This window comes from Paenibacillus sp. SRL342 (assembly GCF_984798905.1).
This window is the reverse complement of record NZ_OZ481790.1, coordinates 1,132,169-1,145,596: the sequence shown is the minus strand read 5'-3', so window position 1 is coordinate 1,145,596 and position 13,428 is coordinate 1,132,169. Positions and strand designations below refer to the sequence as shown.

The 13,428-nt window shown below is 45.9% G+C and carries 8 protein-coding genes; 1 reads left to right on the top strand and 7 read right to left on the bottom strand.

What is annotated here, in order from left to right; all coding sequences use genetic code 11:
- Positions 1 to 352 precede the first annotated feature (352 nt).
- The 6 genes from AC4E8D_RS05095 to AC4E8D_RS05070 all read right to left on the bottom strand — a co-directional run bounded on the left by AC4E8D_RS05095 (position 353) and on the right by AC4E8D_RS05070 (position 7,544).
- Positions 353 to 3,490: a DUF3427 domain-containing protein gene (locus AC4E8D_RS05095; RefSeq protein ID WP_490205933.1), complete on the bottom strand. Its 3,138-nt coding sequence runs from the start codon at positions 3,488 to 3,490 to the stop codon at positions 353 to 355.
- Between the two features lie 183 nt (positions 3,491 to 3,673).
- Complete coding sequence (locus AC4E8D_RS05090) at positions 3,674 to 4,336, bottom strand: hypothetical protein (protein ID WP_221818888.1); 663 nt, start codon at positions 4,334 to 4,336, stop codon at positions 3,674 to 3,676.
- 87 nt (positions 4,337 to 4,423) lie between these two features.
- Positions 4,424 to 4,912 (bottom strand): hypothetical protein, encoded by a 489-nt coding sequence (locus tag AC4E8D_RS05085; protein ID WP_221818887.1) that lies wholly within the window; start codon positions 4,910 to 4,912, stop codon positions 4,424 to 4,426.
- Between the two features lie 18 nt (positions 4,913 to 4,930).
- A complete protein-coding gene (locus tag AC4E8D_RS05080) occupies positions 4,931 to 6,091 on the bottom strand; it encodes a CdiA C-terminal domain-containing protein (protein WP_260632564.1) in 1,161 nt (386 codons plus the stop codon).
- A gap of 255 nt (positions 6,092 to 6,346) precedes the next feature.
- Positions 6,347 to 6,631: a DUF4183 domain-containing protein gene (locus AC4E8D_RS05075; RefSeq protein WP_036606220.1), complete on the bottom strand. Its 285-nt coding sequence runs from the start codon at positions 6,629 to 6,631 to the stop codon at positions 6,347 to 6,349.
- An 82-nt stretch (positions 6,632 to 6,713) separates the two neighbouring features.
- Positions 6,714 to 7,544: a DUF4183 domain-containing protein gene (locus AC4E8D_RS05070; RefSeq protein ID WP_490205932.1), complete on the bottom strand. Its 831-nt coding sequence runs from the start codon at positions 7,542 to 7,544 to the stop codon at positions 6,714 to 6,716.
- Between the two features lie 738 nt (positions 7,545 to 8,282).
- Here AC4E8D_RS05070 and sstT point away from each other — a divergent pair.
- Positions 8,283 to 9,512, top strand: coding sequence for a serine/threonine transporter SstT (gene sstT, locus AC4E8D_RS05065; protein WP_237176813.1), 1,230 nt, complete (start codon positions 8,283 to 8,285; stop codon positions 9,510 to 9,512).
- A gap of 266 nt (positions 9,513 to 9,778) precedes the next feature.
- Here sstT and AC4E8D_RS05060 read toward each other — a convergent pair whose 3' ends face one another.
- The gene (locus AC4E8D_RS05060; protein WP_490205931.1) at positions 9,779 to 13,261 is read right to left on the bottom strand and encodes a glycoside hydrolase family 2 TIM barrel-domain containing protein; all 3,483 of its coding nucleotides are present in this window, start codon (positions 13,259 to 13,261) and stop codon (positions 9,779 to 9,781) included.
- Between the last annotated feature and the right edge of the window lie 167 nt (positions 13,262 to 13,428).

The window sequence follows — 13,428 nt, the reverse complement described above, 5'->3', positions numbered from 1 at the left end:
GCCGTTTAATTACTCTCTTCAACTTCCAAATCATTAAACTTGTCAATCTTATAAAGACATATAGTATTGATAAAGAGTAAATATGAATTGTTAGACGAATTATTTCTAGTGAGCTATCATTGTTATAACACACATGAATATTACTGATTTCAGGTTTATATCGCAACGGTTATCATTAAAAATGAGGAAAAAGACCCTGAATTAATGATTTTTAATATGACTTTTGAATGAATAGTCTGAATATCCTATTCCAGATAATTCGACATTTTCTTTTCAAATAATCAAGAACTTTCCTATGAATAAAATTCAAACAAAAACCTGCTACCTACAGCAGGCTTTACCCTCTACTAATTCAAACAATACACTTATTCGCCACCGCCACCATCTTCGCAGGCATCTCTTCCCGCAGTCGCCATACAAAGCTCATAGGTTTGTTCCCCTCATGACTCACATAATCGGCTTCGCCCAGGAAGACAAATGGAGATGTATAGTTATGCTCCTCCTTATACTCCCGCACGAACAGCACGATCCGGTTACCTCTCTCGCGGTGATGGATATACCGCTGCGCGGTAACCGTATGCTCCGACACCCTGCTCTGAGTCTGCCAGTGGAACAAACGCTCGTTAATCGCATAATCCTCATACAGCGTTGAGGGTGAGAAATCTTTGTCCGATTTGTTCAGTGTAATGAAGAAAATATCCGTCTGTTCATCGGCAAAATACTTCACGCCTTCACGGAAGGCGGGTGATTGCTGATCATTCCAGTAACCGAAGGCGGCGAGCACTTGGTCGATGGAGTACGTACAGTGGATATCCAGTGGACAAGTATACGGGAACGGATTACTTTTATCCACAAATCGCAGATGAGCCAGATTATATTTGAAAATATCCACAAGCTCTGCTCGGAATGCCTCACAAGACAGCACACGCTGCACACCCTCTTCGATACTGCTCAGTCCTAGTTTATCAGGCGCAGCCCGATGGAACGTGTAGTAGAACATGATGAGCATGCGCTGTTCATCAGCGTTGGTCGGTTCTTTCCCTTTTTCAATAAAGTCGATCAGGAACGTCAGCCAGCTTCGGGAGTTAATCGTCAGCACAGACGGTAGTCTGCGGATGTACTCCTCGTGTTCGTCTTCAATGGATGCAGTTAATCCAGCTTCGGCCAACATGCCGCGGAAATACCTTCTCCCCGTGCGTCCACCATACAATTCATAGAGAGTCATCCCGTGATGTTCCACAAAATGAGCCAAGGTCAGCGGCAGTCCGGTGTCTTGTTGGAACGTTTGCAACTTCTGGATTAACCCTCTGCGATTACGACTCATTTGCTTTAAGTTACGCATAATGTATTCTTTCGCTTGCTTTTCCAATTGAATGAACGTGCCGCGAGGCAGGTTCGAGAAGCCGTTCTCGACGTAGTACGAGATGGAATGTTTGGTGGCCCCGATCAGAGCACGGAACTTATCCTGGAACCTGTATTCCTGGTGCGCTTGTCCGATGAAGTCAAGCACGGTCAGGCACTCTTTGCCATCCGCCATCCGTAGTCCACGTCCCAACTGTTGCAGGAATACGGTCAGACTCTCGGTAGGACGCAGGAACAGGATGGTGTTCACCTCAGGGATATCCACGCCCTCATTGTACAGATCAACGACAAAGATCATGTGCAGTTCCCCTTTCACCAGTTGTCCTTTCGCAGAATGACGCTCCTGTTCGCTCGACCCGCCATGCAGGGCCATGGATGGAATGCCGGCTTCGTTAAATATTTTGGCCATATACAGCGCATGATCCACCCCTACGCAGAAACCAAGCCCCTTCACATCGTCCAGATCGGTTACGTATTTGTTCAGACTTTGGATGATCTGGTTAGCACGGATTTTGTTATGGGTATAGAGCTTCTCCAGTTCGTTCAGATCGTAGCCTTTACGCGACCACTTCACCTGAGATAGATCGACAGTATCGGTGACGCCAAAATATTGGAAAGGACTCAGTAGTTTCCGGTCAATTGCATCGGTTAGACGGATCTCGGCGGCAATCGTATGATCGAAGTAGGCGGTAATGTCTTTGCCATCCATCCGTTCCGGGGTCGCTGTGAGTCCCAGCAAGATCTTCGGTTCGTAGTGGGACAACAGCTTCTGGTAAGAAGGTGCAGCCGCATGATGGAATTCATCCACAATGATGTAATCGTAATAGTCTTGGCTGGTGATCTCCGTCAGCTTCATGGAGTTAAGACTCTGAATACTAACAAACAAGTGATCCAGCGCCTCCGCTCGGTGATTCCCGACATGCAGCTCGCCAAAGTTCATATCCTTCAGGATATACCGGAATGTGTCCCGGCTTTGCTTCAAGATTTCTTCCCGATGGGCAACAAAAAGCAGCTTTGCTCCCGCATGGATTGCCCGGAATCGCTTGTAGTCAAAGGCAGAGATGACCGTTTTGCCAACGCCTGTGGCGGCAACGATCAGATTGCGGGTTCGTCCATACAGCGTACGCTCGGCGTCCAGCTGTTCCAGCACTTCTTTTTGATAATCGTAAGGCTGAATGTCGAGGTGAAAGTGGTTAGACTGATCTTTTTTGCGATTCAGAGCCGCCTTCAACTGTGCCTCATGGCCTTCATCCTCAGCCATATACCGCGTAAATTCACGGTCATTCCAGTAACTCTCGAAGGTCGCTTCAATCTTGCGCAGCACATCGAGTGAATCCTTCTCCGTCACCTTGAGGTTCCACTCCATACCACTGGTCAGCGCTGGGTTGGATAGGTTAGAGGAGCCGACATAGGCTGTGGTGAATCCAGTATCACGGTGGAAAATGTACGTTTTGGCGTGCAGCCGAGTCACTTTGGTATCATACGAAATCTGGATCTCTGTGTTAGGTAATTTGCTGAGTTCGGTAATGGCTTTAAGGTCGGTAGCTTCCATATACGTGGTCGTGATAATCCGCAGCTTGCCTCCGCCAGCCGTGAATTGCTGAAGTTGTTCCAGAAGCAGACGAAGCCCGCTGAATTTGATGAATGATACCAGCCAGTCGATCCGATCGGCGGTCACGATCTCCTTTTGCAACTCCAATAACATACTCGGCTCGGACTTTGCACCTGTGAATAAAGAGCTTTGCGCGATAGGTGTATCTGGACGAACGATTTTGGTATCCCTGACCGCACGAATGCTGTTCAGCTTGGAATACACATGGGTCAGCACTTCCCCCTGCTCGTCCAGTTGCAATTCGTTGTACTCTTCTTCCCCCAGTGTGCCTTTCAGGGTAGCAATAATCTCATTACACGTTCGGATCTGCGCCAACACTGCCGTCTTATCTTCCGTCTGTTCCCGCACAATCTTGAGCGCTCGCCGGGTCACCGCTGCCAGATACGTGGACAGCAGCTTGCGTGCTTCCTCTGCATCCAGCTTCTCAGTCCCAATGTTATACACATCCGGGTCCAGTGCCGAAATCTCCTGTCTGGTGATGGTGTTGATAAGCTGTTCATATATGCCTTGTTTCATGAATGTACCTCGTGTGGGTGTAGGATGGTTGTGGATATGTAAGTGATATCATTAGATTCATGGTATTGGTAAATATGGTCTCCACTCTATTATCGTCCAGCATGGGGGAAAATTCATTAGTTGTTTGTATATAAAAAAAGAGCACTCTCTATTGCCTATGAACGGCAGGAGCACTCTTCTTCATCATTCGTACCTTGGATTCAAAGCATCTCTCCAAACGTCATCATCCACGAAATCAAGCTTTTTTTCACTAAAATAAGCTTGGGTCTCTTGCTCCAGATCATTCAAGATTTGGGGCCAATCCTTCTCGTTAGTTTCCTTGGATTCAAAATCCCCAATAATGTTGAGCCATCGCTGATTTAACTGTTGATACTCCTCGATCCTGGTTTTAAGTTCAAGTGTTACAGGATAACTGGTTATGTCCAGTCTCTCGAACGTCATTCGCATGCGGTGAAGTGTAGGTGGCATTACATCATCTTGACCTAGATCGTTTGTGAATAAAGATGCGGGTTGTACCAGCCAATTAGCTTCTTCACTGAAATTTAGATTCATCAAGTTATACTTATCTATAATCTGAGTCATATTTGTAAAGTTGTAATAGAGCTGGCTGGCTTGTTCTCCATCCTCAACCATCTCGTTTGTTATTTGCTCATTCTCAAGTATTCGATCAAACAAAATATCATTATTTATAATTGTACTTTTCATATCAACCATATCTTGTCGTACATTCATCGTTAGATACTGTTCATACATTCTTTTTTCTTTATAAAAGCTATAGGTTAGAACAAGTAATAATGCTAAGCCAATACAGCATCCAATCATTACGAAGCGTTTCTTTAAAATCATGGCAATTTGTTCTCCTAAGATTTTATAGTAAGAAGCACCTCTACATTTGTCTGGTAGAAGTGCCTTTATACATTATTTATCTGTAATTCAGTTGTGAGGTTTCTTGAAAATTGAATACTCAATATTTTCAAGAAGTTCTCCGTAATGCGTTTGGAGTAATTCAAGATATGTTACGTTGAACGTATACGTTCCGTTTTTATAGAAAAATATCTCTTCTCCAGATGTGTGATAGAATACTCCATCTACTTTGAGTGATCCGATAACATAAAAGGAAATTTCGTACATTGTTTTATACCATAATTCATATTGTTGATTATTCTCCAATTCAAAAGATATGGTTTGTTGATACATAAAATCCTCTTCTTGAAACATAGTTTCATAAGAAGCTGCTGGATGATCAGCCGGGAAAATATTATCATAAGCAGTTATTTTCAAACCACCGCTTAGATCAAACTCATGAATGAACAATGCATTGTGTTGTCGGTTCATATAATTCACTTCAAAACTCTTACTTTCAATTAATCTTTTCAACCATAAAGGATCTTGTTTTCCATTCAACTTCAGTGAATATTCCATAAACTTGTCTCCTCTACTTTAAGGGAATACTGATATGATCTTACCGTCCTTTTTGATTGCGATAACTTCTTCTAAACCTTGGATTTCCCATTCTTTAAATTGCTTAAGCAACGCAGAATCATCTCCAGACCACTTTGTTAAATTAATCACCACATTCTTGGTTTGTTGTTTAATCACAACCTTTTCTTGAACCTCACTCCAAATACCTCTAATACCTTTATTTTCAGTTGGTGCATAACAATCAAATATACGCCCTTCAATTCTAAAATCGGGATCTCTTTTGGAATCAATTCCATCACTATCTAAAACTTTAGGGTTCTGTTCAATCCGATATCCACTTCTCGCCAATTGATCAGCAGCATCATTTTCTAATTCTAAAGACTGTTTAGTCGCCTTATCCGCATTATTTGGAATTTTTGTTCTCGCTCCACTTGGTAAGGCCTCTGGATTAGGTGATTCACTTGGCTTTATTAGATCTCTGGGACTGTCAATTCCCTTTTGAGGCTCCTTCTTATCTCCCCCTGATCCCCCAGATCCAATGTCATCCTTCGAACGAAAAGCTCTGCCAAACAAAACATACGCCAAAGCCTGACCTGTCATCGCTCCACCGTAATATCCTGCTCCACTCTCATCGATCTGTTTCTTCTGCTCATCCACAAATTGCTCTATGTCAGATCTCGCGGTTCCCGTACCCCAGGCGGTATCCCATGCAAACTGAATACCACGCCCAACATCTACAACTTTGCCCACTGTCATGGCATATGCCACACTGCTTAATGTACTGAACGGGTTAGAGAAGAAAGCTTCTGCCGTCTGGCCCATTCCTGTTAATGTTTCTCCTACTGATTTATCAAGCAGCCCTACAGCGAAATTTCGCTTTAGCTCCTCTGGAATGTATAGCGCAACCTCTCCTGTGCCATCCGTTGTTCTGAAGTTCATGGCGATAAACGTAAACTCTTTCTGGATTTCGTCCAACAGCCCGAGTGTAGTCGGGAACACTTCTTTCACCTGCATAAAATCCCAAAAGAATCGCTCTCCTGTCACACCAGACCAATCGGACTGCAACATATAGATCGATTTTTCCAGTTCCCAGACCATTCGCTCCAGTTCCTGTTTCTTCTGTTGGACCAACCGGGCCTTTTCCTCCAATAGATCGGGATGTACCTCGATTCGCTGCATTTACTTTTCACCACCAACCTGACCTTAGTTTATGTACCTAAATTTTAACAAGTGGGAAGGAAGATTGGAATCAAACGGAAGGATCATTTCCTCAGAGGTTATCCGGTCGTTGGGCAACATCCTTGGGTAACTATTTTTGCACATTAATGCATGGATGAATGCCGTTGAGTCGACTGGGTATCTTGTACAAAAAGAACGACTTCTATCACAGATAGAAGTCGCACAAGATAACAATACAGCATGATTAAATCTTCTTTAAGACACTACAAATTGTACGACAATTGGAGTCCCATCATTTAATGCATCTCCACCGGGAATTGTAATTGTAGTCGTCGTAGCCGAGGATGTATCTGCTGTTTGCATAAGGCCATTAATATAAAGATTGTAGTAGTTGTAGGTGCCTGGAAATGCGGTTGCAGCTACACCAGCGTCGTTTGTAAAAGCAGTCGCAGCAATGGCAAACGTTGCCCCAGTGCCGGTCCCATCACCAATGGTTGCAACAAATCTTAAACTGTTCTGAAATGGTGTCACAAGTGGCATGTTTCTCACCTCCTACCTAACATAGTATATGTGGTAGGTTTGGGAGTAGTGAAGGCAAAGGAACCAGCAACTAAATCCAATTTTAACCATTTATAATATTGGCTGTTATTATAATTATCTCGATAGTGATAGGTGTCCCTGCAAAGATCACACCGTTTTGTGACGAAAAAAACAACCTCTCTGCACTTACACTGTATGAGTTTCCTGGTTGGACAATCCCGTTTATATAAAGATTGTTGAAACTAGTAAGTCCAACCCCGGCAAATTCGGTTATGCTGTCGCCATCGTCATTTGTGAATTCTGTGGCAGGAATTACAACCGATGCCGACAAATCCAGATCGGTATCCGGAAAATAGAAGTAACGGTTTGCCGTAGGAATGATTTCAATTCCGGGTACGGTGCCCGGCGGACCTTGCTCACCTGGGGGACCCGTTGGTCCTTGGACTCCGGGAGTTCCCGGTTGACCTGGCTCACCCTGAGGACCAGCGGGACCCTGCGCTCCGGGAAGTCCTGCTTGACCCGGTTCACCTTGAGGACCAGCCGGGCCTTGCGCTCCCGGAATTCCCGGTTGACCCGGCTCACCTTGAGGGCCTGCCGGGCCTTGCGCTCCGGGAGCTCCCGGTTGACCCGGTTCGCCTTGAGCACCTGCAGGACCCTGCGCTCCAGGAACTCCCCGTTGCCCCGATTCACCTTGAGGACCAGCCGGGCCTTGCGCTCCATGAAGCCCCGCTTGCCCCGGCTCACCGTGAGATCCGGCAGGGCCCTGGGCACCTGCCACACCTTGCGTTCCAGGGAGACTCACAGTCTCCAATTCGTGCTGTCTCAACGGAGCCAGCTGGGGGGCGGGCTCACAGCATACCGGGTTGCTGCCTACCCCTCTCGGTAATGCAATGACTTTTTTGTCACGGGCCATTTTCTGTGATCTTAATGGACGCTTCAGTGAGCAGCGCTTTTTCCGATAAGATCTGCGGATAATATGGCATTTCTTTCGTTTTCCCAAGTGTTTTTTTCTACATTTCAACGTAGAACGACTGGGCCTTAATTTGTTGAGGGTGGCTGTCCTCTTGTTCAGATACTTCAAAATGGTCATCTCCTTAGGCCAAGGCACACAGTATATATGCCCTATACTATGTCCTTAGCACATTCGGAGAGTGTGCGAATAACTATGAGGAAAGCCCAATAAAAAAGACAAGAGTCCTGCTGTAGTTGTCCTTTGTCTTGCCAGCATGGCTTCATTGTTTAATTATGAGGGAAGCGAAATACCCTTATGAAGCGGAGTTCAACTTCCTTTTTGCCGTCCAATAGCTCCAGCCTTGGAATACTACAAACAACGCTACTGCCATGATCAAACTTATCCCCATCTCCACCAATCGCTGCATATTCCCATTCAAGAAAACGCTGTACCCCTGAGTTACCGCGGAACTGAACTGTTCTGAGGCGAAAAATACATAATAGAGACCAAACATCAGCATATGAACAAAGGTATACACGATGGGGAAGGCAAAAGGACAGCGGGGGATGGGACAATCTATAATACAAATATTACCACACCACACAAGAGACAAATTCCGTGATAAACTAACGCTATGCTCCATTACAGCGCCGATGCGTTGCTTGATAAGATTTTATATTGAAACTCGGAGGAATATGGATGAGAACGGCATTAACGAAATGGAACCGAATGAGTCTTATTAAACGAATTTTACTAGGAATTGTCTTGGGGATTGTCTTGGCCCTGATCGTGCCCGGTGCAACAGGAATTGCACTTTTTGGTTCCTTATTTGTCTCAGCATTAAAGGCGGTTGCTCCAATCTTAGTGTTACTTTTGGTGATGGCCGCTATATCCAACCATCGAAAAGGTGTTCAAACCAATATGAAAAGGATTATCGTCCTTTACGTTATGAGTACCTTTCTGGCTGGGCTACTCGCGGTTGTGGCAAGTTTCTTATTTCCGGTTACATTGACATTGGTATCGGATGTGCAAGAATTGACTCCACCTGATGGCATTGTTGAGGTCCTGAAGAGCTTGTTATTGAAGTTGGTTGATAATCCGGTAAGTGCACTGATGAACGCTAACTATATCGGTATTCTGGCTTGGGCCTTGCTGCTAGGTGTTGCTCTCAAAAGCTCGAGTGATAACACCAAAAACCTGATTACTCAATTCTCGGAAGCAGTATCGAAGATTGTGAAATGGGTAATCCAGTTTGCACCGTTCGGAATTATGGGTCTTATTTTTGACTCCATTACAACAAGCGGACTTTCGTCTTTGTTGGGATACGGCAAATTACTTTCCGTTCTTGTTGGATGTATGGTGTTCACCGCGCTTGTTGTCAATCCGCTTATCGTGTATCTGAACATTCGTAAGAATCCATACCCCCTCGTCTTTCAGTGCTTAAGAGAAAGCGGAATTACGGCATTCTTTACACGAAGTTCTGCGGCGAACATTCCAGTCAATATGAGATTATGTGAAAAGTTAGGATTGGACAAGGATACGTATTCGGTATCCATCCCGTTGGGCGCTACGATTAATATGGCGGGGGCAGCCGTTACCATATCGGTCTTATCCCTTGCAGCTGTTCATACGATGGGTATTCAAGTGGATTTTGGAACAGCGCTGATTCTCAGCGTGTTATCCGCTGTTGCCGCTACTGGCGCCTCGGGTGTGGCGGGTGGCTCTCTTCTTCTTATTCCTATGGCATGCAGCTTGTTCGGCATATCGAATGATATTGCGATGCAAGTCGTTGGGGTTGGCTTCATCATCGGAGTGTTGCAAGACTCATTTGAAACGTCCCTGAATTCATCCTCGGATGTCTTGTTTACCGCTACAGCAGAATACGCTAAGAAACGTAAAGAAGGTAAGAAAACAGCAGTTCAACTCTAAACCAACAGCAGTTGGCCTACCATATCCCCTCCTGGTTACAGTGAAAAAAGATCACATGATGACATGCGATCAACACCGTAGACCCGAGGGGATTTCTTCATTACAACGTAAAATGGAACAATAACTTCTGCAACATTTTTCTCCATAGAAGAAAGCATGAGCGCTCCGTTTTCTTGCATCAGCGTTACACAATAATAAAAAATCCCCTTCAAGTAACCACATGTTCTGAACGAACACCGTTTACTTGAAGGGGATTGATCTGTACTCTACTTCTCGAATCGGAACCAGCCGAAGTCAAACTGACTGCCTGGCAGGAAGATAAAGCTTACTTTCTGCTCACCTTTCACCTGTTCAAGCTCAAACACCCGTTCTTCGTATCCACTCGACTGTGTGAACTCAACCAGCTGGTTGCTCTGTCCGTCCGCACCTGCGAAGCGAATATGAATCGTATTCTTATCAATCGGTGAATGGCCGTAGATCACGAGCTTCGACGTACCTTCTGCCGTAAAGTCCATGTTTTCAAACTCCAGTGACACATTGTTTCCGATACCTTCAACACGGTCACCCTCAATTTTGAACGTATCTCCATAGAGATGATCACAGGATGCAGCAGCATTCTGCTCGAAGGCCCGACTCTGACGTTCGAAGGAGAAGCCTTTAATATGAATCTTCTGCTTCAGTACAAAACAGATCGACGTAATTCCGCTAAGACGTTTGGACAATTGGTATGTCTCTTCCTGGTACACATTCCAAATGGACTCTTTGTCATACACCACATCCGCGATCATCGTACTTCCTTCTTCATCCGGCATACCTTCCCAGATCTGAATGAAGTAGTCCTCCGTGGACAACGTAAAGATTGGAATGGTAATCGTATCGGAGCCATATGGCCCGAAGTCAATATTACGGAAGCCTACATGCGTCTCTCCGTCGCGACTTGTCGCTACCCCACGTTCGTTGCCGTTACCAACCTCACCTTTGGTGTAATCGTACAGTCCGCCCGTAATGAAACCGTATGGATCTTTGTATGCTGTGCCGAGACCTTCCGCCTTGAACTCCAGCTGGGAGATGAGTTTCGTTTTATCCGTACCGTTGGTACTGGTTGCGCGAAGCCGGAACTCCCCGTCACCTATAGCCGATACCTTCACCGCATGTTGATGCTCACCGTTGTCGCCCGTTTCTGCTTGAACAGCTTCCACCTTGGCAATGTTGGACTCGATCCCCGCATCATTCACAACAGCCCACTCGATATCTCGGTAGGAAGTGTTCTCCGGGTACAGCTTGGCGGTTACGACCAGCTCCGGGTTAGATGGATCGAGCAACTGTCCTGCTTTACTGATGATCTCAATTTTCCGCAAAGGAATCTCCTGAGCATTCCCCGTTAGCACCGGACGTTCTTCATTGTTCATGAAGACAGCTTTCGCTAGTTTCTCATCAACCAGTTCCGCATCCACAATACGCGATTCAAACTCAGCTACAGCCCCTTCCAAACCTTCGGAAGAAACTTCAATCCGTACCGTTCCAGGTTCATTTGTCGCTCCGATGATCGCCATCAGTTTGCCGCTGAACAGTCTTCTGCTCAACCCTTTGTATGGATCGTAGTCCGTGCTGTCCCCGTTATCCAGACCCAGCAATCGTCCTGCACCCGTCACCTGAACTTGTACGCGATTGTTCGCATTGTGAACCGGATTACCCGCCTCATCTTCCACATCAATTTCGACAAAAATGAGGTCTGTACCATTCGCTTGCAGTTGCGCCCGATCTGCTTGCAGACGAATCTTCTTCGCATCCGTATAGGATCTTTGCACATCGGTTGCAATGATCTGACCGTTCTCATCATAAGCGATCGCTTTCAGCTCGCCCTCTTCGTACGGCACTTTCCACCAACCTGACAGCTGTGTTCCATTGGCATGATCGATATCGTACGTACCAATGGTTTTACCATTGAGTTGCAGCTCAATCTTCGGCGCGTTGCTGCACACGCGTACATCAATGATCTGACCCAGGCTGAAATCCCAGTAAGGGAACAAGTGAACCATCGGACTTTTCTTATAATCCGTCCAAGCCGCTTGGTAGATGTAATAGGAGTCTTTCGGGAACGTTGCTGTATCCAGCTGTCCAAAATACGAATTCTTCGTATGATACGGTGTCGGTTCTCCAATATAATCGAATCCAGTCCACAGGAACTGACCCAGTGAATACGGCGTATCCCGCTCTGCCAAAATGCAGTATTCTGCCGACTTCGCACCCCAGCTCGTCGTACTGTTACCCAAAGCCGAGCACTGCTCGTCATCATCTGCCAGAATCGGCTGTTCGAATGGGAAGTGATAAATGCCACGGCTCTGCACCACCGAAGACGTCTCACTACCATAGATGATCCAGTCTGGATGTTCTTCATGATGTTTGTCGTAATATTTCTCCGCGTAGTTGTAACCTGCCAGCTTCACGATATCCGCGCATTTTTGTGCATTTTCCCACGGCATGTAGTTGGAACCAATCGTCACGCCTGCATTACCTTTTGGATCAAATTCCAGCACATAATCCATCAGCATCCGAGTTACTTCTTGTCCACGCTCATCCGCATGGGTATCATAGATTTCATTCCCGATACTCCACATGATCAGACTGGCATGGTTACGGTCGCGCTTCACCCAACTTTTCACATCGGTGTGCACCCACTCCGGGAAAAATCTCGCATAATCGTATGGCGTTTTGGCACGTTCCCACATATCAAAGGCTTCAGACACAACCAGCATACCCATCTCATCCGCGAGTTCCATGAACTCTTTGGCAGGCATATTATGTGCGGTGCGGATAGCGTTAACGCCCATTTCTTTGAGTAAAACGAATCTTCTACGCAATGCCGTCAGGTTAAAAGCCGCTCCCAGCGCACCGAGATCATGGTGTTCACACACGCCGTTCAGCTTCATCTTGACTCCGTTCAGGTGGAACCCTTCATTGGCATCCAGCTTGATATCCCGGAATCCAATGCGCTGTGAGACCGATTCAACTGTCCGATGTTCCTGATCATCCGAGATCAATCGCAGCTCTGTCACCAGTTCATACAGATGCGGTGCATCCGGGCTCCACAAGTTTGGACTCTCCACAATGATCTGTTGGCTATCTAATGATGCTGCCGCATTCTCACCCACCGAAGCCGTAACATTCGCTTGGCTGGATGCCACCACCTGACCTTCATACCGGATCGTATGCATCAGCTCTGCTTGTTGATTCTGTTCCAGGTTCAGCTCCGTATCTACTTCCACCTGCCAGCCATTCGGCTGTTGCTGAATCGATACATACGTTCCATCCGTCACGATGTGGTTGCGGTCTCTCGTTTTCAGCCACACATGGCGATAGATTCCGGCTCCGGAATACCATCTGCTGTTCGGGCTCTGATGCACCACTTTGACCACAATCTCATTGTCGCCTTCTACCAGTGCATTCGTGATCTCATGTTCAAAAGCAGAATAGCCATACTTCCACTCCCCAACCAACTGCCCGTTCACATACACCGAAGAATCCATGTACACGCCATCAAAACAAAGCAAAAGCTGCTGCTCATCCTTCGTGTAATGGATCGTCTTGCGGTACCATCCAATGCTGTCCTCATACAGTTCAAGCGTATTATATATCAGCCAATCATGGGGAAGTTCCACAGGTTCATATACCAGACCTGCAGGTTCCGTAACATCCAGCTTACTTTTCGCAAATTGCCATCCATCATTAAAAAGTCTCTTCTGATTCATGGTAGATTCTCACTTTCTTGAAGTAAATTATGATTGCGGTTACAACAGTAGATGTCGCTTTTTCCGAAAACCTTTTCGGTAATACACAAGTATGACTATAACACATAACCCGATTATACCATCAGTCTCTTTCCTGTACCTCCATTTCAGAAGATTTTTTAGCCAGA

Excerpts from the sequence above, each read along its gene's own strand:
- AC4E8D_RS05090 (WP_221818888.1), bottom strand. The coding sequence starts at position 4,336 with ATGATTTTAAAGAAACGCTTCGTAATGATTGGATGCTGTATTGGCTTA.
- AC4E8D_RS05085 (WP_221818887.1), bottom strand. The coding sequence starts at position 4,912 with ATGGAATATTCACTGAAGTTGAATGGAAAACAAGATCCTTTATGGTTG.
- AC4E8D_RS05075 (WP_036606220.1), bottom strand. The coding sequence starts at position 6,631 with ATGCCACTTGTGACACCATTTCAGAACAGTTTAAGATTTGTTGCAACC.
- AC4E8D_RS05070 (WP_490205932.1), bottom strand. The coding sequence starts at position 7,544 with ATGGCCCGTGACAAAAAAGTCATTGCATTACCGAGAGGGGTAGGCAGC.
- sstT (WP_237176813.1), top strand. The coding sequence starts at position 8,283 with ATGAGAACGGCATTAACGAAATGGAACCGAATGAGTCTTATTAAACGA.
- AC4E8D_RS05060 (WP_490205931.1), bottom strand. The coding sequence starts at position 13,261 with ATGAATCAGAAGAGACTTTTTAATGATGGATGGCAATTTGCGAAAAGT.
- AC4E8D_RS05080 (WP_260632564.1), bottom strand. The coding sequence starts at position 6,091 with ATGCAGCGAATCGAGGTACATCCCGATCTATTGGAGGAAAAGGCCCGG.
- AC4E8D_RS05095 (WP_490205933.1), bottom strand. The coding sequence starts at position 3,490 with ATGAAACAAGGCATATATGAACAGCTTATCAACACCATCACCAGACAG.